A 20,314-nucleotide genomic window follows, 5' to 3' on the forward strand; every position below is an offset into this window, starting at 1 on the left:
AACCGGTTGGCCTAATCGATTGATCCCCGAAAACCCGCCGTGAGGGTCGCGTCAGGCCGCCTGCCCGACCCGGTCTTCGAGGAGCAACGGGATAAAGGGTTCGTCCGGCGCCTCGGGCAGCACCTGCGCCCAGGTCAGGATTTCCATCCGGCCGTCAAAATGCTCGACCACCGCCGTACAGCTTTCCACCCAGTCGCCGGTATTTATGTATTGGACGTCGCCAAAATTCTCGATGGCAGCATGATGGATATGGCCGCAAATGATGCCGTCGACATGCGAGCGGCGCGCCTCTTCCGCAAGCATGGTCTGGAACGAGCCGATGAAATTCACCGCCTTCTTGACGTTGACCTTGGCCCAGGACGAGAACGACCAGTACGGCAGGCCAAGCAGTTGGCGCAGCCGCGTCACCACGCGGTTGACCAGCATGGCCGCGTCATAGGCGTGGTCGCCGAGATAGGCGAGCCAGCGCGCGTTGTGGACGACGGTGTCGAACTGGTCGCCATGGATGACGAGCAGCCGCTTGCCGTCGGCGGTCTCGTGGATGGCGCGGTCGGCGACGACGATGCCGCCGAAATGCACGCCCTGGAACTGGCGCGCGAACTCGTCATGATTGCCGGCGATGTAGGTAATGTTGGCGCCCTTGCGCGCCTTGCGCAGCAATTTCTGCACGACGTCATTGTGGCTTTGCGGCCAGTGCCAGCTTCGCCGCAGCCGCCAGCCATCGACGATATCGCCGACCAGGTAGATGATGTCGGCGTCATGATATCTAAGGAAATCGATCAGGAATTCGGCCTTGGCCGCCTTCGAGCCGAGATGAACGTCGGAAATGAACATGCTGCGGAAAGTGCGGGGCTCTTGGCCTGACATCGCGATTTCACCCTTGCTTTCGCGCAGGCTATGCCCCGATTCATGCAACAACCGTATGACGGTTGCGATTGGTCCAGCCGAAGGACTAGCTTGCCGCCGGCTCACAAGGAGAAAATCATCATGGATCTCGGCATTCGCGGAAAGAAAGCCATCGTCTGCGCTTCCAGCAAGGGGCTTGGGCGTGGCTGCGCCATGGCACTGGCCGAGGCCGGTTGCGACATCGTCGTCAACGGGCGCAATGCCGAGTTGGTGGCCAAGACCGCCGCCGGGCTGCGCGAGCGCTACGGCGTGACGGTGACCGAAGTCGTCGGCGACGTTTCGAAGCCGGAGGTGCAGAAGGCGCTGCTCGCCGCGTGTCCCGAACCGGACATCCTCGTCAACAACAATGGCGGCCCGCCACTGCGGGATTTCCGTGAACTCGATCGGGCGAAGATCCTTGAAGGCGTCACCCAGAACATGGTGACGCCGGTCGAGCTGGTGCAGGCCGTCATCGACGGCATGGCAGCGCGCGGCTTCGGCCGCATCGTCAACATCACCTCGCTGTCGGTCTACGTCCCCATTCCCGGCCTCGACCTGTCGTCGGGCGCGCGCGCCGGCCTGACCTCGTTCCTCGCCGGCGTGGCGCGAACAGTGATCGCCCGCAACGTCACCATCAACAACATGCTGCCGGGAAAACTCGACACCGACCGGCTGCGTGGCCCGCATGAGGCCGGCACACCGGAGGATCCAGCGGCGGCCGCCGCGCGCAAGACCCGCATCAGCGCCGATGTTCCGGCCAAGCGGCTCGGCACGCCGGAGGAATTCGGCCAGATCTGCGCCTTCCTGTGCTCGGTCCATGCCGGTTATCTGACTGGTCAGAACATACCGGTCGACGGCGGTCTATACGTCAGCGCCTTTTGATCGATGCGCCATGGGCGCAGCAGGACTCACGTGCGATGAAACCGGCATAAACGTTTGATATAATATTGTTTTAGGCGCGCCGCCGGGTAAAGCTGCCGGCGCGTCATTTAGCGTCGCGACAAACCTTGGCCGCATGCTAAAAGGACTCTCCAGGCAGATTTCGAGGGAGCGGCCGCATGGAAGGCGAGACCAAGAAGACGGCACGTTCGGACCTCGACGAAGCCGCCCTCTACTTCCACAAGCACCCAAGGCCGGGAAAGCTCGAAATCCAGGCGACCAAGCCGCTCGGCAACCAGCGCGACCTTGCGCTCGCCTATTCTCCAGGCGTCGCCGCCCCTTGCCTGGAAATCCGCGACGATCCGGCGACCGCCGCCGACTATACGGCGCGCGCCAATCTGGTCGGCGTCGTCTCCAACGGATCGGCTGTGCTCGGCCTCGGCAATATCGGCCCGCTCGCCTCCAAGCCGGTGATGGAAGGCAAGGCTGTCCTGTTCAAGAAGTTCGCCGGCATCGACGTCTTCGACATCGAGATCGACGCGCCGGGCATCGACCGCATGGTCGAGACAATCTCGGCGCTGGAACCGACCTTCGGCGGCATCAACCTCGAGGACATCAAGGCGCCGGAATGCTTCGAAGTGGAAGAGCAGCTGAAGGCCCGCATGGGCATTCCGGTCTTCCATGACGACCAGCACGGCACAGCCATCATCGTCGCCGCCGCCGTGCTCAACGGCTTGGAATTCGCCGGCAAGACGATATCGGACATCAAGATCGTCACGTCGGGCGCCGGTGCGGCCGCCCTTGCCTGCCTCAATCTGCTGGTCTCGCTTGGCGCACGGGTGGAAAACATCTGGGTCACTGACCGTTTCGGCGTCGCCTACAAGGGCCGCGTCGACGAGATGGACCGCTGGAAAGACCCCTATGTGAAGGACACCGACGCGCGCACGCTGGCTGACGTGATCCCCGGCGCCGACGTCTTCCTCGGTCTGTCGGCGGCCGGTGTGCTGAAGCCGGAACTGCTGCAGCACATGGCGCCAAAACCGCTGATCCTGGCGCTGGCCAACCCCAATCCGGAGATCATGCCGGAAGCGGCGCGCGCCGCCCGTCCCGATGCGATGATCTGCACCGGCAGGTCGGATTTTCCCAATCAGGTCAACAACGTCCTGTGTTTTCCTTACATTTTTCGCGGTGCGCTCGACTGCGGCGCCAGCGCCATCAACGAGGAGATGAAGATGGCGGCGGTGCGGGCGATCGCGGCGCTTGCCCGCGAAGAACCCTCCGATGTCGCGGCGCGCGCCTATTCCGGCGAGACGCCAATCTTCGGGCCAGACTTCCTGATCCCCTCGCCCTTCGATCCGCGCCTGATCCTGCGCATCGCCCCGGCCGTCGCCAAGGCAGCCTGCGACACTGGCGTCGCGACAAGGCCGATCACCGATTTCGCCGCCTATATCGACAAGCTCAATCGCTTCGTCTTCCGCTCCGGACTGGTGATGAAGCCGGTGTTCTCGTCCGCCAAGGCATCGACCGCCAAGCGCGTCATCTATGCCGATGGCGAGGACGAGCGCGTGCTGCGCGCCGCCCAGGTGGTGCTCGAGGAAGGCATCGCCGAACCGATCCTGATCGGCCGCCCACACGTCATCGAAGTGCGCCTGAAACGCTATGGCCTGCGTATAAAGCCCGGTGTCGACTTCGGACTGATCAATCCGGAGGACGATCCGCGCTATCGCAACTACGTCGACCTCTTGATCGAACTCGCCGGCCGGCGCGGCGTGACGACGGAAGCCGCCCGCACCATGGTCCGTACCGACAACACGGTGATCGCCGCACTGGCGCTGAAGCGTGGCGATGCCGATGCCATGGTCTGCGGCCTCGAAGGACGCTTCGAGCGGCACCTGCGCAACGTCACCCTGATCATCGGCCCCCGCCTCGGCATCAAGGACCACGACCTTTCGACGCTTTCGATGCTGATCTCGCAGCGCGGCATCATCTTCCTGACCGACACGCATGTCTCGGTCGACCCGACCGCCGAGGAAATCGCGGAGATGACTGTGCTGGCGGCGGAAGAGATCCAGCGCTTCGGCATCGAGCCGAAGGCAGCGCTGCTGTCACATTCGGATTTCGGCTCGCGCGATTCGCCGAGCGCGCTCAAGATGCGGCAAGCGGCGGCGATCCTGGCGCGCATCGCGCCCGAACTGGAGTGCGACGGCGAGATGCATGCGGACACAGCCTTGTCCGAGCATCTGCGCCAGCGCGTTTATCCTCACTCCAGGCTGAAGGGCGAAGCCAATCTGCTGGTGTTCCCCAACCTCGATTCGGCCAACATCACGCTGTCCGCGCTCAGGACCATGATGGACGCGCTGCATGTCGGGCCGATCCTGCTCGGCACCGACATGCCGGCGCATATATTGACGCCGTCGGTCACCTCGCGCGGCGTCGTCAACATGACAGCTCTTGCCGTGGTGGAAGCCGCTCACAAGGCACAAGCGGTCGTCAATCTGGGCTGATCAGACCGGCGCGAAGCGGAAATGTCCGGTTTGCTTAAAGGCGAACAACGTGTCGTCCTAGTGGGCGCCCTGGCCGATATTGTGGATGACCATCGCCCTTTCCGGCACTTTCGCTGAACGATTTGATGAGACGATAGCGATATGCGGCAGGTTGCCGGGCAGCATCTGAGTAACGAGATCGCCCGGTTGAAAGTCGACGGGATCCTGGCCGACCGGCAAGGAAACACCCCGTCGTCCAAAAAAGACGGCAAGGTTCTGCACCCTGCGGTGATCGATGTTGCGGTCGGGCGCTTTTAGGCCCCAAATCTTCGGATAGGCCGCGAAATCAGCCAACATATCCTCATGCACCAGCCTTTGCAGGTCGAGCCCGAAGGCGCGGCGATAGGCGCGGACCACGACATCGGTACACACACCCCGCTCCGGCGCGACATCGCCACCCGGATAGGTCAAGCGCATATAGGTTGGGTCGTAGAGGATGGTGACACCGATCTGCTCACGCGCGGCGTCGACCAATCGACTGCGCCAGTCCGGCGCATCGGGCTCCTGCTGCGCCATGGCAGCGGGCGGCGCCAGGCACAAGAGAGCGAGTTGTAGCGCGGTTCGACGGGTAATCGCGGTCATGCCAAGCCTCCGGGTCGCGCTGGATTCGGGCATTTTTTCTGGGCGAATACGCCTTTTTCATGCAGCGTCGGAATCTCACGGCAGAGACTGAACCCGAACATCCGCGACGGCGCGTCTCTGGGCTAAGACCATCTTTGGTTGTAGATTGAGGGAACGATTAACCGCGAATCCGGTAGCATCGCACAGGCAAGCAGGCGGGGTTTTCGGACTATGACGGGCGAAAGGTGGAAGCTGACGCATGTTGCTGCGCTGCTTGGCGCGCTCGTGCTTTCAGCCATCGCGGTCACCGAGCCGCAGGCCGCCTCACGCGTCTGCCGCCAGTTGGAAGCCGATCTTGCCGCTGCCTCGCGCGGCGGCGGTGGTGGCCCGGCGTTGATCCGCAAATACGACGCGGCAATCGAAAGGCAGCGCGAACAGATCTCCAGGGCCCGCAGCCAATCCAGCAACGCCGGTTGCGGCTTTTCGCTGTTCAGCCGCAATGTCAGAGAATGCGCCGGGCTCAACGCCACCATCGATCGCATGAATGCCAATCTCGATAGCCTGCAGGCCAAGCGCGCCCGGCTCTCCAGCGGCGGCTCGCGTCGCGACCGCGGCCGCATCCTGGCGGCGCTCGAGGCCAAGGGTTGCCGCGACGACACCGTTGCACCGCAGCGAGCGCCGCTACAGGAAGCGAACCGTGAAGACGGCAACGCAAACCTGTTCGAACAGCTTTTCGGCGGCAACAGCCAGCAGCTCGATGCGCTCGATGAGCCTGACGATCCGGGTGAGGAGCGCGATGTCAGCAGGGTGCTCAACCGGCCCGGCGTACCGGATTTTTCGAGCGTCGGCGGCGGCGAGTTCCACACCACATGCGTGCGCACCTGCGACGGCTATTTCTTCCCGATGTCGAATTCGGCTTCGACGAACGATTTCGAGCGCGACCAGAAGAATTGCGAATCAAGCTGCCCTGGCACCGAAATGCAGGTTTTCTATTCGCGCGGCATGGATGACGATTCGGCTGAGATGACGTCATCGGTCACCGGCCGGCCCTACAGCGAATTGCCGACCGCCTATCTCTACAAGCAGTCCAACATGCCGCGGCCGCCGGCTTGCGGCTGCAACGCCGCGCGGAATTTCCAGGTCATCGCCGGCAACCCGCCGAATCCTGAGCAGTCCCAGCCCGAAACGGACGCGACACCGTCCATTCCGGTTCCGGCTACCAAACCCGATCCGGGTACCGATCCGGAAACCCTGGCAAATGCGGAGGGCGGACTCGACCGCGAGACGATCAAGCGGCTTTCCGCCAAGCCGGTGACGTCGCCGGTGTCCGCCTTGCCACCGGACCAACGCAAGGTCAGGGTCGTCGGGCCAACGTTCCTTCCCGACCCATCAGCGGCAATAGATCTGCAAGCTCCGGCCCCGAAGGCAATCCGGTAAGCGCGAGCCTGAGCGGCATGAACAACGCCTTGCCCTTGCGGCCGGTTGCTTCCCTGATCTTGCCCGTCCACTCTTTCCAGACTGTCCCGTTCCAGGGTTCCTCCGGCAGCAGGTCGAACGCTTGACCGAGGAAATCGCGGTCGTCGTCGGAAAATTCCGGCCTCTCCTGCGGGCCCTCGCGCAAGGTGCGCCACCAGGTTGTCGCATCGGCCAGCCTGTCGAGATTGCCGCGCACCGCAAGCCAGAACGGCTCGGCCTGGTCACCCGAGACGCCTAGCACGATCAGCCGGTCTTGCGCCTCGGAGAACGGCATATGGTGCAACAGCGCCCGGTTGAGCACGAAGAGCTCGTCAGGATCGAACTTGGCCGCGGATTTTGATGTCGCCGCCGGATCGAAGCGTTCGGCGAGTTCGGCCATCGTTGGCACAGCCGCGACATTCTCCGAAGTGCCGACCAGCACGGCGAGCGAAGCGACGGCCATCGGCTCGATGCCGTCCTCGCGCAGGCTTTCGATGGAGAGCGCGCCGGTGCGTTTCGACAACCCCTCGCCCGATGCCGTGGTCAAAAGGTTGTGGTGGCCGAACACCGGCGGCTCGGCAGCCAGCGCCTGGAACAGGGCGATCTGCACGCCGGTGTTGGTGACGTGGTCGTCGCCGCGGATGACATGGCTGACGCCCATCTCGATGTCGTCGACCACCGAAGGCAGCGTATAGAGATAGGTGCCGTCCTCGCGCACCAGAACCGGGTCGGAGAGTGAGGCAAGGTCGACGGTTTCCTCGCCACGCACCAGATCGTTCCAGTGGATTTCAGTACGCTCGGGCTGGAGCGGATCGCCAGGGAAATTGGGCAACAGGAAGCGCCAGTGCGGCCGGCGGCCATCGGCCTGGTATTCGGCGATCTGCTCCGGCGAAAGTGCTAGCGCTTCGCGGCCGTAGACCGGCGGCAGCCCACGCGTGCGGCGCACCTTGCGCCTGAGGTCAAGTTCCTCCGGCGTCTCGTAGCAGGCGTAGAGAACGCCGGCCGCCTTCAGCCTCTCGACCGCCGCGTCATAGACCTCGAAACGCCGCGACTGGTATTCGGTGGCATCCGGGAAAATGCCGAGCCAATGCAAATCATAGAGGATGGCGTCGGAGAATTCCTGCTTCGACCGGGCAATGTCGGTGTCGTCGAAACGCTGGATAAAGCGGCCCTTGTTATTCATGGCAAACAGCCAGTTGAACAGGGCGGTGCGCGCATTGCCGATATGAATGCGGCCGGTTGGCGAAGGGGCGAAACGAACGGTAACTGTCATGAGCGGGGCGTACCGGATGCTTTTGTGATTGACAAGACGCGCCCCCGCGCGGTGCGGCAGACATAGAACAGGACGCGCGCAATGAAAAGACCAGGGCGGCGTGCGCCTCAGGCGGCGTATGGACATGCGACCAACAGGTCATCGAAGAGCGATCAGCGGCCGAAGTCATCGGAGCTGAGGCGGGTCCAGCGGTCGCCCATCAACCCACCGATAAAGATGTCGCCCGAGCGGACCGCTTCCGTCACCTCGGCGATCCGCGAGCGCACCATCGTCCCCCCGGCATAGCGGAAGAAGACATTCTTGTAGCCGAAGAGTTGAGGCATGAATCTGCTCTGCGTCTGCCCGGTGATCCCTGCGCAGCCCATATCCCACGCGGCCGCGATAAGGCCATCCAATGTCGCGCCCCAATGGGATCCGGAAGCCTGGATTTGCAACAGGCTCGCGATGCCGCCGGCTTGACCGTAGAAGGCATAACAACCGAGCATCTTGCCCGCTTCGTCGTAAGTCCCACCGAAATGAAGGGGGCCGTCGGCCCGTTTCTCGGCCGCCAGCGCGAGCAGCCGGGGCAGTTCGCCATCCTTCCAACTCGGCCGAAGGACGTATTCGGACAGGAGTGTCGGCAGCCGCTCGGCAAATTGCGCGGCATCGATCGACTCGCGGTGGACCCGTTGCGACGATGAAAGCGGGACCGGGGGTCCGAACCTTCTTTTCGCAAGAGCATCGAATGCTCGCGCGCAGGGATCGAGTACCGGGCGAGGTAGGCCAGGCCAGTTGCGGTGCAGCGCGGCGGCGGCCATCGCGGCCGGCCGGAAAATACAGGTCCATCCCAGACAATGCACAGGCAGGAGCTGATACTTCATCGGGCGCGCGAAGGGCAGGGATGTCCGGTTGGCCGAATCGGTCAGCTGCAGATCGAATTGGCCCTGATTCAAGGCACGCAGCAATTGCGGTCCGGCCGAGCCGTGATCGGTGCCGGGGTCGGCCATGAGCGGACCGATGATCGCCGCATTCAATGCCGTTCCGTTGAGCTCGTAGCGGGCTTTCAGGACGCCGAGGAACCCACCCAGACGACCCTGCGGGGTGATCTGGACCAGAGCGTTGCTCTCACCGGGCTGGCCGGCAGGGCCAAGGTAAATCTCCCTCATATACTCGGCCGTCTCCGCGATCGCGCGATCGAGGAGGTGACGCCGCCGCCGGCGAAACTTCGTCAGGAAGAGTGCGGCGACGTGCTCGAGATCTTCGGCCGCGAGCGGCCGTACCGACCCGTGCTGAGTTTCCAGCACCGACGGCGCAGCCACCTTTCCCGGACCGGCATTTGCGGAAACAAGATGCATCGTGAAGCCTATCTGCCGCAGAGCGTGATCCTGCGCAGGTTAATCGGATTCCAGGATATGCATAGACCGTCTCTGGGTTGCTTGGAGAAGATGTATACCAACCAGTAGTAGAAACAATGTAAACAAGACGTCTCTAACTCGGGATCTGGAAAAGCACTGGATACCGCTTCGCGACTGACGAAAGCGCGCGCTGTTGCAACCGTAACAGCGCCCGATGGAGGCCACCCAGCTCAGATGACCAGGCCCTTGGTCAGCTCGAGCGCCTGACGCTCGAACAGCCGGCGGTAGATGCTGCCCTTCAGCCGGATCAGCTCGTCATGCGAGCCTTCCTCGACGATCTTGCCACGATCGAAGACCAGCAGCCTGTCCAGCGCTCGCACCGTGGAAAGCCGGTGCGCGATGACCAGCGTCGTGCGGCCGACCATCAGCCGTTCCATCGCCTGCTGGATCAGCACCTCCGATTCCGAATCGAGGCTCGATGTCGCCTCGTCGAGGATCAGGATGCGCGCATCGGCAAGGAAAGCGCGCGCGATAGCCACGCGCTGACGCTCGCCGCCCGACAGTTTCACACCGCGCTCGCCGACCAGCGTGCCATAGCCCTTAGGCAGGTTGGCGATGAAGTCATGCGCACTCGCCAGCCGCGCCGCGTGCTCGATCTCATCCTGCGTCGCCGTCGGCCGGGCATAGGCAATGTTCTCGGCCAGCGACCGGTGGAACAGGATCGGTTCCTGCTGGACGATGGCGATCTGCCCGCGCAGCGACGCTTGCGCCACCTGCGAGATGTCCTGCCCGTCGACCAGGATTTCTCCCGCATTCACGTCATAGAGCCGCTGGATCAGCTTGACGAAGGTCGTCTTGCCCGAACCCGAATGGCCGACGAGCCCGACACGTTCACCCGGCGCGATATCGACCGAAAAGTCGCGATAGAGCGGCGATCGGTGGTTGCCGTAGTGAAAGGTGACGTTGTCGAAACCTATACGTCCCTGAGTGATCCGGATCGGCTTGGCGCCAGGCCGGTCCTCGATGCCGAGCGGTTCGGACTGGAAGTCGACCAGCTCTTCCATGTCGTTGATCGAACGCTGCAGGTTGCGGATATGGGTGCCGATATCTCTGAGATATCCCTGCAGAACGAAAAACGACGTCAGCACGAAGGCGACGTCACCGGCGCTCGCTTGCCCCCACGACCACAGCATCAACACCAGGCCGATCACCGCGGCTCTCATCACCATCAACAGCGCCCCTTGCGTGGTGCCGTTGATGGTGCCGCGCACCCAGGTCCGCCGCGTGCGCGCACGCCATTTGGCGACGACCCTGGCGAGGCGTCGCTCTTCGCGCTCCTCGGCGCCAAATCCCTTGACCACGGCGTTGCAGCTCACCGCGTCGGCCAGCGAGCCGCCGAGGCGCGTGTCCCAGGTGTTGGCGAGCCGCGCAGCCGGTGCGACATAGCCGAGCGACAGCATCGCCGTCACCGCGATGAACAGCACCGAGCCGGCGGCAACGACCACGCCCATCAGCGGCCAAAACCAGCCGAGCAGCAGCGTCGAGCCGACCAGCATGGCGACGGACGGCAGCAGCGCGATGAGGATCGTGTCGTTGAGCAGGTCGAGCGCCCACATGCCGCGCGTCACCTTGCGCACGGTCGAGCCGGCAAAGCTGTTGGCATGCCAGTCGGTGGAAAAGCGCTGGACGCGATGGAAGGCGTCAGCGGCGATATCGGCCATCATCTTCAGCGTCAGCTCGACGATCGCCATGAAGGCAAGGTTGCGCAGCACGACGCCACTCAGGGCCAGAGCCATCAGTATCGAAAACGCCGTCATCGCGGCATTCCAGGCAACAGCGTCGGCGCCGGCACTGCTGGCGACGGCGTCGACCAGCCGGCCGGAATAGAGCGGCGTCAAAACGTCGGCCAGCGTCGACAGCAGGAAGCCGCCCATGATGAGCGAAAGCCGCCACGGCTGACGCTGCCAATGGGTGAGCGTGAAACCAAGAACGCTGCGAAAGGCGCTTGCGCGCAAATCGATTCTAAAACGAGCCATGATGTCTTTCGGGCGCAAACGAGCCCGATCCCAGTAAGGTCGAAAATTGAAGAAGCCGCGCAAGGGCGAATGATTGCCCAGAATGCGGAGTGGCATATTTGGCGTCTCGCCCGTAATCGGGCGGCGACCGGCATCGGCATAAGCCTGTGCTCGATCCGGCATCAGCGCGAGGACAAGACCCTCGCCGAACGCCTGATGAGACCTAGGCTTCGCGGCCTCGCATTACCATTTGAAATACTGCCATTCGGACCTCCCGCAAATGAATCGCGGAACGGTCCTTATAAAGACGCCCCGATGCATCGCCAAGATCGGCTCACGCCGAAAGTCTATCTGGTCCAAGCACTGAGGTTATTTTGCAACAACGGCGATGTCGCCATGGTCGCGCACTCTTCATTGTGGAATGCGATCTAGGCGCATGTATCGACCATCCGTCGATGCCTTGAAGCCCAGTTTCTCATAGACGCCATGTGCGTCGCTGGTCGAAAGGCTCCAGTGCGAAACCGTCCTGAGTTCGGTGTGGTCGATGAGTGCCTGGACCAGTCGCAACCCTATGCCCTGCCCGCGATGCTCCGGCCAGATGATGATGTCGGCAAGATAGGCAAACACCACGCGGTCGGTGATCGCCCGGCCGAAACCGACTTGTTTTCCATCCAGATATGCGCCGACACAAAACGAATTGGCAAAGGCTCGCCGATGGAACTCATCGTTGCGTCCAGCGCCCCAATAGCTGGCCATCAACAGGTCGGATGTCGCCCGGAAATCGATCTGTGATATGTCGAAGCTGATTTCACAGTCGGGCACGGCTGTACCCTTGCCCGCGAGACGGCGCGAGCTTTCGGTCCGCGACCGGCATCTAGCTGCGGTCCCTGAAACGGTTGGTGATGGGATAGCGGCGGTCGCGGCCGAAGTTCTTCCTGGTGATCTTCACGCCCGGTGCTGCCTGCCGGCGCTTGTATTCGGCGATGTAGAGCAGGTGTTCGATGCGTGTCACCATTGCCCGGTCGTGGCCGCGTGCGACGATGTCGTCGACCCCCATCTCGTTCTCGACCAGGCATTCCAAGATATCGTCCAGCGCCGGATAGGGCGGCAGCGAATCCTGGTCGGTCTGGTTTTCGCGCAATTCCGCCGACGGCGCCTTGTCGATGATGTTCTTCGGGATGACCTCGCCCGACGGCCCGAGTGCGCCCGGCGGCACGTGGCTGTTGCGCCAGCGCGACAGCGCGTAGACCTGCATCTTGTAGAGGTCCTTGATCGGATTGAAGCCGCCATTCATGTCGCCGTAGAGCGTGGCGTAGCCGACCGACATCTCGCTCTTGTTGCCGGTGGTGACGACCATCGAGCCGAACTTGTTGGAGATAGCCATCAGGATGGTGCCGCGCGCGCGGCTCTGCAAATTCTCCTCGGTGATGCCTTCCTTGGTGCCCTCGAAAAGCTGTGTCAGCGTGTGCAGAAACCCCTCAACCGGCTCGAAGATCGGCACGATGTCATAGCGGCATCCGAGCGCGCGGGCACAATCCTCGGCGTCTTTAAGCGAGTCCTTCGAGGTATAGCGGTAGGGCATCATCACCGCGCGAAGGCGTTCCTCACCAAGCGCATCGACGGCCAACGCCGCGCAGATCGCCGAATCGATACCGCCTGACAGGCCGAGCACGACGTTCTTGAAACCGTTCTTGTTGACGTAGTCGCGCAGGCCGAGCATGCAGGCGCGGTAGTCGGCCTCCTCCCTATCCGGGATCTTCGACATCGGCCCTTCTGAGCAGATCCATCCACCATCCGTACGTTTCCAGGTGGTGACGTCGACCGCTTCCTCGAACTGGCTCATCTGGAAGGCCAGCGTCTTGTCGGAACCGATGGCAAACGACGCGCCGTCGAAGATCAGCTCGTCCTGGCCGCCAAGCTGGTTGGCATAGATCATCGGCAGCCCGCATTCGATGACCTGGCGGATGACGACCTGGTGGCGGACATCGATCTTGGCGCGATAGTAGGGCGAGCCGTTCGGCACCAGCAAGATTTCGGCCCCGCTTTCGGCCAGCGTCTCACAGATGCCGACATCGCCCCAGATGTCCTCGCAGATCGGAATCCCGATCCGCACACCGCGGAAATTGACCGGCCCCTGGATCTCGGGTCCAGCCTGGAAGACGCGCTTCTCGTCGAATTCGCCGTAGTTCGGCAAATCGAGTTTGTAGCGCTCAGCGATGATCTTGCCGCCATCGGCGAAGATGATCGAATTGTGCGTGCCGCTCTTGCGCTTCAGCGGCGTGCCGATGATGACGCCCGGGCCGCCATCGGCGGTATCGGCGGCAAAGTCTTGCGCCGCTTTTTCGCAGGCCTTCAGGAAGGCCGGCTTCAGCACCATATCCTCCGGCGGATAGCCGGCGAGGAAAAGCTCGGTGTAGAGCACGACATCGGCGCCCTGGCGGGAAGCATCCGCCCTCGCCTCGCGCGCCTTGGCGAGATTGCCTGATATGTCGCCAACAGTCGGATTGAGCTGGGCGACGGCGATGCGCAGGGTGTCGAGCTTCTTGGTCATGCTGCTGACTTAGCGCGGCAAATTTGCCCGAGCAATGGCGTTCGTTTGGACCAATCCAGACCGAATGACATATGTCATTCGTGTCCAGACCGAATGTCAGATCGTGGATGGGCGACCGGGAATCAGTCGCCCATATATTCGCGCAGCGCTTCCGGCGAATGGTTGTCGCCGATCGACATCGCCAGGATGCGCGAAATATGCCGGCGCGGCAGGCCCGTCTCCGCCGCCCACTGATTGATCTGGTTTTGGATCTTGTCGAAATCCTTGTTCGAGGCCGGGCTTTCGGCGATGTCGAGGCCGGCATCGCGCAGTGCAGCCGCCATATCACCCGAAATGACGAAGGCATCCCAGCCCAGCCAGCGCAGGAAATACTGGCCGGTGTTGCCGCCGAGCCGGCTGCCATGCTTGCCGAGATAGGCCATTAGCCCGACCTGGTCGTCCGCTGGCCAGTCGGCAAGGAATTTGCCGAAACCGCCATATTCCTTCGACACGCGCTCGACGAAGGCAGCATTGTCGCGCACCGATTTGATCTTCTGCGGATTGCGCACGATGCGCTGGTCGGCCGTCAGATCGTGCCAGAAATCATCGGGCTGGAACAACAGCCGCTTCGGCTCGAAGTGGAGGAAGGCCTCTTCGAAGCCCGGCCATTTCTGTTCGATGACGCGCCAGACGAAACCGGCGGCAAAGACGCGCTCGGCCATAACAGACAGAATGCGATCGTCCGAGATGTCAGCCACGGCGGCATTGTCGGGCACCGGCCCCAAAAGTGACGAAAGCTCCGCCTCGCCGCCCTTGCGTTTTGCCGCACGCAGGCGAATTTTCTGAAAATCGACCATCGATCCCTCGCTGTTCGCGACAATGTAACACTTCCCGTGAGGGCCGGCAGCCTCTACCTCTTAGTGCATGTCGCTCAAAAGTGGCCCCGGTTTTGAGACAACGACATGCATGAGAACAAAGACCTAAAGTGCGTCGCTTGGATCCGTTTCAACGCGACGCGCTTTGGGCAAGCCAAGACCTTGGAGACGGCCATGAACAAGACGATCGACGACCTGGCGAACCGTTGGCTCAAGCGACGGCCGGACGGCCTCAGCCAGCTCGAAAGCCGCGTGCTGCAATCGACGCTCGAACGCACCACCATTTCGCGGGACACCAACAAGGCCGTCGCCTTCCATCAGACCTTTGGCGACCGCCTCGCCGACGCGATTGCCCGCATCGGCGGCTCGTGGTCCTTCATCCTGACCTTCATCGCGTTCCTGGTCGTGTGGACCGCCGGCAATGTCTGGCTCCTGTCGCGCAACGCCTTCGACCCCTACCCGTTCATCTTCCTCAACCTCGTGCTGTCGATGATCGCCGCCTTGCAGGCTCCGGTGATCATGATGGCGCAGAACCGCCAGACCGAGCGCGACCGCATCGACGCCGCCCACGACTACGAGGTCAATTTGAAAGCCGAGATCGAGATCATGGCGCTGCATGAAAAGCTGGACGAACTCCGCCACGGCCAGATTCTCGGCATGCGCGACGAGATCGTGCGGCTGGCCGACCTCGTCAAGCGGATCGACGAAAGGCTGTCGCAGCAGCAGCCGTCCTCATGACCGAAACGATCCATCACCTCATCGAACAATACGGACTGCTTGCCGTCTTCCTCGGCTGTGTCGCGGAGGGTGAAAGTGCGGCCATCCTCGGCGGCTTCTTCGCACACCAGCAAGTCTTCGTGCCGTGGCATACCGTCCTGGCGGCCGCCCTCGGCGCCTTCGTCGGCGACACCTTCTTCTTCATTCTTGGACGAAGCTTTGCCGACCATCCCTATGTCGTCAGATTGCGCAGGCGACCTGGTTTCCGCCGGGCCTTTCGCCTGCTCAACACCCATCCCGACATCTTCGTGCTGTCGAACCGCTACATCTACGGCATGCGCCTTGTCGGCGGCATCGCAGCCGGGCTTTCCAACATCGCGGCGCCGCGTTTCATTATCCTCAACGCCATATCATCGGTGATCTGGGCGGTGCTGTTCAGCACGGTTGGCTATGTCTTTGGTTTGGGGGCCGAACACTTCGTCGGCCAGGCATTAATGCATCACGAGCGGTTGCTGGTCGGGCTTGGCATTGGTTTGACGGTGGCCGTGTTCGCCTGGCTGATCGCCCGCCACGTCGCGAAAAAGGAACGGACCAGGGAAAGCTGAGATCTTTGGTTTCCATGTATGTCGTTGCCCCAAAGCGGCCAAGCACTTTGAGCGACATGCATCAGTCAATACCAAGCGCGACATCACCCCGATCGAGGATCAGCGGGATGATCAGGTCTTCCTCGTCGGCAAGGTGCCTGGTCAGCATGGCGATCAGCCTGCTGTTTCGTCGGCATAGGCGTCGGCGGCAAAGCGCTGTCTGTCTTCGCTCTCCTGAAGCGTCTTGATGAAGGCGTCGGCGGCCTCGGCATTGCGCTCCAGACCTTCATGGATGGTGTGATGGTCGGCATCGAGGATCTCGAAACCGCGCTTCAGCCGAGGCTCCGCCTTGGCGAAGACCGGGAAATAATGATGATCCTCGACATTGTGGTGACCATCGAGATTGCCGAGAAAATGATTGAGACGCGGCGCGAACCAGCGTGCGAAATCGGGCGCCGTCAGCCTGCCCTCGCCGTAGTCGCCAATGCCGTTGGTCAGCATGCCGCCGAGTTCGCGGAACATGTCGTGACGCTGCAGCCACATATTGGCGACGCCGTGGATGTTGGCGTGGCCCTGCCAGTTTTCGCGCGGGTATTTCTCGGCCAGCCAGCGCAAATCGTCCGGTAGCCCTTTGCGCTCCAGAAGCAGAAGGTTTGTGACTTCAGACATGACGGTTTCCTTTAGTTACCGTCATGTAGGAGCCGGGATGCTAGATCGGTAGCCCGGTGATGCGTTCGATGATGGCGATGCCCCAGACGCCGGCGACGATGATCACCGAAATCAGAACCGCCAGCGAACCGCAGTCCTTGGCTAGCTGGATATCGACATTGAATTCGCGGCTGAAGGCGTCGCAGGCGGCCTCGATGCCGGTGTTCAGCACTTCGACCATGATCAGCAGCAACACCGCGCCGATCAGCAAGGCATAGCCGCGCCACGAGATCGAGACGAACCAGCCGAGCGGCAAAGCGAGCGCGAGCAACATCAGCTCCTGCTGGAAAGCCTTCTCGCTGACCGCCAGCTTGCGAAACGCCCGCACTGAATTGAAAAAAGCGTCGATCAGCCGCTGCATGCCAAACCCCTTTGCGAATCACCGGCACGGGATAATGCAATGGCTGGCCAGATCAATGGAATAAGGCGATTTGTCCAAGATTCATTCAGCGACCGGTATGGACGGCGTCGACTTTTCAAACTGCGGCAGACCGTCGTCGATCGAATAATAGTCGCCCTTGTCGCCGACGAAGATATGGCATTCGGCCTCAAGGCCCGTCGGCGCGTCGAACGATCCCGCCATGACCGAAACGTAGCCCTGGTCCTGCGGCTTCCAGAACAGCAGAGACCCGCATGCCTTGCAAAAACCACGCCTGGCGAAGGAAGACGCTTCGTACCAGGTGATGCTTTCGCCACCTTCGATGACGATGTCGGCGTCTGCAACATTGGTCGCGGCGTAGAAGTGTCCGCTCTGCTTCCTGCATTGCGAGCAGTGGCAATAGACGACGCCGCGCAGCGCTCCACGGGTTCTGAAGCGAACCGCTCCGCACAGACACGATCCGCGGTGACTGTCACTCATTTCGCCCTCCTTGAAGAACCTGTGCCTGGCATCAGCTTCGTCGTCAGGATTCCAGTTTTGCGGCAGCCATACGCAAGAAAATGCGACATTTGCTGGTGTGGCGAGCCGAAATCCAGTCTCACCTTTCTGCAGCACGCAATGCATTCAAGCCACCAAACCTGGCGTTCATCCCGGTTTGCCGGTGCGCAAATTGCTGCCTCTACAGCGCAAGAGAGAGAGAGAGAGAGAGAAAAGCCGTGGAACCTCAGCGAATTAAGGAAACTTTAGCGCTCCCGCATTTATGGTCATGGCGAGCGAATGTCGCAGGTGGGGACGCGTCTGTTCGCAAGTTGTTCTGGATTATCGGGTAGTCTTCCCCGGTTGGCGACAAATGGAACCCCCAAAGTTCTGCGGCGGGATCCAAGGGGAAGAGTGATCAGAACATGCAGGCGGCAGCTGTCCCAACCGAACGAAGCACCGATATCGCGGCCACTGTCGTCGCCACAATGCGCCAGTTGGGCGTGCTCGGCCTTCCCCGCAACTACGAGATTTTCTACGAGGCACTGAGCGGCACCAATCGTGAACTCAGCCTCGCCGTCGTTTCGCTGAGCAACCGGCCGACACAGGACGATCTGGACCAGATCGGCCGCGCCTTCTTTGCCCACAACCATGGCCCCGGCATCGTCGAGCATGCCAGGGACGTCATTGCCAGGGAACTTGAGGAGGTGGCTTCGCTACTGAGGAGCGAGCGCAGCCACATCGAGAAATACGGCAGGATCCTCGATGAGACATCGAGCGGACTAAGCAACCGCAGTTCTCTCTCTCAGGATCTTTTGCAGAAGATCGCCAACGCCATGGCGATTGCCACCAATTCGACGATCGATCACGGCCGGCAGGTCGCCTCGACGCTCAGCGACAAGACGGCCGAACTCGAGAGCGTCAAGTCGAAGCTCGAGGAATACAAGCGGCTGGCCGACACCGATCCGTTGACCCATATCTGGAATCGCCGTGCCTTCGACAAGGAAATCACCAGGATCTACAACAGCAACAAGGGTATCCTGTTCAACGCCTTGATCCTTGCCGACATCGATCGGTTCAAGGACATCAATGATCGCTATGGCCATCCGGTCGGCGACAAGATCATCCAGATCATCGCTGACATTTTCCAGACCAGCATTCGCGGCGACATGTTCGTCGCCCGCACCGGCGGCGAGGAGTTCGCGCTGATCATCGAGGGCGCCAGCGAAGACGCCACCTACGAGATTGCGGAACGCATCCGCGCCCTGATCGAGCAGACGCCGTTCACCAGCAGCCAGACCGGCACGAACTACGGCACCGTCACCGTCTCGATGGGCATCTGCATGGCATCCGAGGCCGAGGGGCCGGAGGACCTCTACACCAAGGCCGACCGGGCGCTCTATCGCTCCAAGGTCAGCGGTCGCAACCGCGTCACCAAGCACTCGACGATGGCCGGCCGCGCCGGCAAGAGCTGGCTGCTCTACAAGAAGGACTGAGCGTCCCTCGTCTATCGCCGGATTTCCCCAGCGCTTTTCTCTGTCAACGTTCGGGCCGAAATCAAGCTGCTAGCCGTTAACAGCCTGCTTGTGCTGCACCGGGTGGCTCTTCTTCAACAGGTCCGAGACCAGGAAGGCCAGTTCGATCGCCTGGTCGGCGTTGAGGCGTGGATCGCAATGGGTGTGGTAGCGATCCTGCAATTCCTCGGCGGTGATGGCGCGGGCACCACCGGTGCATTCGGTGACGTTCTTGCCGGTCATCTCGACATGGATGCCGCCCGGATGCGTGCCTTCGGCGCGGTGCACCTCGAAGAAGGTCTGCACCTCCTTCAGGATGCGGTCGAACGGCCTCGTCTTGTAGCCGGCAGCCTCGATCGTGTTGCCGTGCATCGGGTCCGACGACCACACCACGCTGCGGCCTTCCTTCTGCACCGCACGCACCAGCTTCGGCAGATGGTCGGCGACCTTGTCCGAGCCGAAGCGCGCGATCAGCGTCAGCCGGCCCGGCTCGTTTTCAGGGTTGAGCAGGTCGATCAGTTCCAGCAGCCCATCCGGCGTCAGCGACGGACCGCATTTCAGGCCAAGCGGATTCTTGATGCCGCGGCAATACTCGACATGCGCATGGTCGGGCTGGCGCGTGCGATCACCGATCCAGATCATGTGGCCCGACGTGGCGTACCAGTCGCCGGAGGTCGAATCGACGCGGGTCAGCGCCTCCTCATAGCCGAGCAGCAGCGCCTCGTGGCTGGTGTAGAAATCGGTCTCGCGCAGCGCGTAATTGGTTTCCGAGGTGATGCCGACGGCCTTCATGAAGTCCATCGTCTCGGTGATGCGGTTGGCAAGCTCACCGTACTTCTCGCCTTGCGGGCTGTCCGACACGAAGCCGAGCATCCAGCTATGCACATTCTCCAGGCTGGCATAGCCGCCCTGCGCGAAAGCGCGCAGAAGGTTGAGCGTCGCCGCCGACTGGCGGTACGCCATTTCCTGGCGTGCCGGATCAGGAATGCGCGACTTGGCGTCGAACTCGATGCCGTTGATGATGTCGCCCCGATAGCTCGGCAGCGTCACATCGCCCTTGGTCTCGTTGTCGGACGAGCGCGGCTTGGCGAACTGGCCGGCAACCCGGCCGACCTTGACCACCGGCTGCGCGCCGGCGAAGGTCAGCACCACCGACATCTGCAGGAACACGCGGAAGAAGTCGCGGATGTTGTCCGCGCCATGTTCGGCAAAGCTCTCGGCGCAATCGCCGCCCTGGAGAAGGAATGCATCGCCGGCAGCGACAGCCGCCAACTGCTTCTTCAGCTTGCGCGCCTCGCCTGCAAAAACCAGCGGCGGAAAGGTGGCGAGCTGGGCTTCCGTGTTCTTCAGCGCGGCAAGGTCCGGATAGGCTGGAACCTGCTTGATCGGCATCGCTCTCCACGAATTCGGCGACCATTTCGTCATCGCTGCACCCAAAGCTCTTTCCGAGCAATTCCAGGAAAAGCGTGAAACGGTTTCCGTCCGGAATTGCATCAAACAACAAAGCGAGCGCCGTCGCCCGCCGATCCACCCCATGTGGGGATCGCGGCTCCATACACGAAGCCGATTTCCTATTCTAGACCGG

Annotated in this window: 18 protein-coding genes and 1 pseudogene; 7 read left to right on the top strand and 12 right to left on the bottom strand. The window is 62.1% G+C overall.

Translation table 11 applies throughout. From position 1 onward, the window contains the following. Window positions 1-51: 51 nt before the first annotated feature. Window positions 52-867, bottom strand: coding sequence for a UDP-2,3-diacylglucosamine diphosphatase (locus AC0ZT5_RS04395; protein WP_095085153.1), 816 nt, complete (start codon window positions 865-867; stop codon window positions 52-54). A 120-nt stretch (window positions 868-987) separates the two neighbouring features. Between AC0ZT5_RS04395 and AC0ZT5_RS04400 the strand changes: the two genes are divergently transcribed. Both AC0ZT5_RS04400 and AC0ZT5_RS04405 read left to right on the top strand, forming a co-directional pair. Beyond that, a complete protein-coding gene (locus AC0ZT5_RS04400; RefSeq protein WP_488495425.1) occupies window positions 988-1,767 on the top strand; it encodes an SDR family oxidoreductase in 780 nt (259 codons plus the stop codon). A 176-nt stretch (window positions 1,768-1,943) separates the two neighbouring features. After that, complete coding sequence (locus tag AC0ZT5_RS04405; protein ID WP_488495426.1) at window positions 1,944-4,268, top strand: NADP-dependent malic enzyme; 2,325 nt, start codon at window positions 1,944-1,946, stop codon at window positions 4,266-4,268. A 57-nt stretch (window positions 4,269-4,325) separates the two neighbouring features. Here the strand turns inward: AC0ZT5_RS04405 and AC0ZT5_RS04410 are convergent, their stop codons facing one another. Continuing rightward, window positions 4,326-4,889 (bottom strand): DUF1287 domain-containing protein, encoded by a 564-nt coding sequence (locus tag AC0ZT5_RS04410; RefSeq protein WP_488495427.1) that lies wholly within the window; start codon window positions 4,887-4,889, stop codon window positions 4,326-4,328. A gap of 210 nt (window positions 4,890-5,099) precedes the next feature. Between AC0ZT5_RS04410 and AC0ZT5_RS04415 the strand changes: the two genes are divergently transcribed. Continuing rightward, complete coding sequence (locus AC0ZT5_RS04415) at window positions 5,100-6,305, top strand: DUF2865 domain-containing protein (RefSeq protein WP_488495428.1); 1,206 nt, start codon at window positions 5,100-5,102, stop codon at window positions 6,303-6,305. On the opposite strand, the gene gltX is transcribed toward AC0ZT5_RS04415, so the two are convergent. The 3 genes from gltX to AC0ZT5_RS04430 all read right to left on the bottom strand — a co-directional run bounded on the left by gltX (window position 6,223) and on the right by AC0ZT5_RS04430 (window position 10,966). Next, window positions 6,223-7,596: a glutamate--tRNA ligase gene (gene gltX / locus AC0ZT5_RS04420; protein ID WP_488495429.1), complete on the bottom strand. Its 1,374-nt coding sequence runs from the start codon at window positions 7,594-7,596 to the stop codon at window positions 6,223-6,225. The two genes, AC0ZT5_RS04415 and gltX, sit on opposite strands and share 83 nt — an antisense overlap. Before the next feature lie 152 nt (window positions 7,597-7,748). Beyond that, window positions 7,749-8,930, bottom strand: a complete 1,182-nt coding sequence (locus tag AC0ZT5_RS04425; protein WP_488495430.1) for a hypothetical protein — start codon at window positions 8,928-8,930, stop codon at window positions 7,749-7,751. Window positions 8,931-9,160: 230 nt separating this feature from the next. Then, on the bottom strand, window positions 9,161-10,966 hold the full coding sequence (locus tag AC0ZT5_RS04430; RefSeq protein ID WP_488495431.1) for an ABC transporter ATP-binding protein: 1,806 nt from the start codon (window positions 10,964-10,966) through the stop codon (window positions 9,161-9,163). A 69-nt stretch (window positions 10,967-11,035) separates the two neighbouring features. On the opposite strand from AC0ZT5_RS04430, the gene AC0ZT5_RS04435 reads away from it, so the two are divergent. Further along, on the top strand, window positions 11,036-11,377 hold the full coding sequence (locus tag AC0ZT5_RS04435; protein ID WP_477288942.1) for a hypothetical protein: 342 nt from the start codon (window positions 11,036-11,038) through the stop codon (window positions 11,375-11,377). On the opposite strand, the gene AC0ZT5_RS04440 is transcribed toward AC0ZT5_RS04435, so the two are convergent. The 3 genes from AC0ZT5_RS04440 to AC0ZT5_RS04450 form a co-directional block, all read right to left on the bottom strand. Then, the gene (locus AC0ZT5_RS04440) at window positions 11,357-11,767 is read right to left on the bottom strand and encodes a GNAT family N-acetyltransferase (protein ID WP_488495432.1); all 411 of its coding nucleotides are present in this window, start codon (window positions 11,765-11,767) and stop codon (window positions 11,357-11,359) included. The genes AC0ZT5_RS04435 and AC0ZT5_RS04440 overlap by 21 nt on opposite strands. A gap of 52 nt (window positions 11,768-11,819) precedes the next feature. Beyond that, on the bottom strand, window positions 11,820-13,496 hold the full coding sequence (locus AC0ZT5_RS04445) for an NAD+ synthase (protein ID WP_488495433.1): 1,677 nt from the start codon (window positions 13,494-13,496) through the stop codon (window positions 11,820-11,822). Between the two features lie 122 nt (window positions 13,497-13,618). Then, window positions 13,619-14,332 carry a DNA-3-methyladenine glycosylase I gene (locus tag AC0ZT5_RS04450; RefSeq protein ID WP_488495434.1) on the bottom strand — a complete coding sequence of 238 codons (714 nt, stop codon included), beginning with the start codon at window positions 14,330-14,332 and terminating at the stop codon, window positions 13,619-13,621. A gap of 192 nt (window positions 14,333-14,524) precedes the next feature. On the opposite strand from AC0ZT5_RS04450, the gene AC0ZT5_RS04455 reads away from it, so the two are divergent. Together AC0ZT5_RS04455 and AC0ZT5_RS04460 are read left to right on the top strand one after the other, a co-directional pair. Beyond that, entirely contained in the window at window positions 14,525-15,088 is a 564-nt protein-coding gene (locus AC0ZT5_RS04455) for a DUF1003 domain-containing protein (protein ID WP_488495435.1), read from the top strand. Next, entirely contained in the window at window positions 15,085-15,672 is a 588-nt protein-coding gene (locus AC0ZT5_RS04460) for a DedA family protein (RefSeq protein ID WP_488495436.1), read from the top strand. The genes AC0ZT5_RS04455 and AC0ZT5_RS04460 overlap by 4 nt, the downstream gene beginning before the upstream one ends. Before the next feature lie 61 nt (window positions 15,673-15,733). On the opposite strand, the pseudogene AC0ZT5_RS04465 reads toward AC0ZT5_RS04460, so the two are convergent. The 3 genes and pseudogenes from AC0ZT5_RS04465 to AC0ZT5_RS04475 all read right to left on the bottom strand — a co-directional run bounded on the left by AC0ZT5_RS04465 (window position 15,734) and on the right by AC0ZT5_RS04475 (window position 17,218). After that, window positions 15,734-16,320, bottom strand: a pseudogene (locus AC0ZT5_RS04465) (hemerythrin domain-containing protein). Window positions 16,321-16,360: 40 nt separating this feature from the next. Continuing rightward, a complete protein-coding gene (locus tag AC0ZT5_RS04470; protein WP_095085124.1) occupies window positions 16,361-16,720 on the bottom strand; it encodes a diacylglycerol kinase in 360 nt (119 codons plus the stop codon). A gap of 81 nt (window positions 16,721-16,801) precedes the next feature. Next, on the bottom strand, window positions 16,802-17,218 hold the full coding sequence (locus tag AC0ZT5_RS04475) for a GFA family protein (protein ID WP_488495437.1): 417 nt from the start codon (window positions 17,216-17,218) through the stop codon (window positions 16,802-16,804). A 422-nt stretch (window positions 17,219-17,640) separates the two neighbouring features. On the opposite strand from AC0ZT5_RS04475, the gene AC0ZT5_RS04480 reads away from it, so the two are divergent. Further along, complete coding sequence (locus tag AC0ZT5_RS04480; RefSeq protein WP_488495438.1) at window positions 17,641-18,711, top strand: GGDEF domain-containing protein; 1,071 nt, start codon at window positions 17,641-17,643, stop codon at window positions 18,709-18,711. A gap of 69 nt (window positions 18,712-18,780) precedes the next feature. Here the strand turns inward: AC0ZT5_RS04480 and AC0ZT5_RS04485 are convergent, their stop codons facing one another. Further along, entirely contained in the window at window positions 18,781-20,154 is a 1,374-nt protein-coding gene (locus tag AC0ZT5_RS04485) for a class II 3-deoxy-7-phosphoheptulonate synthase (RefSeq protein ID WP_184873933.1), read from the bottom strand. Window positions 20,155-20,314 lie beyond the last annotated feature (160 nt).

It is taken from the genome of Mesorhizobium sp. CNPSo 4670, assembly GCF_057784235.1.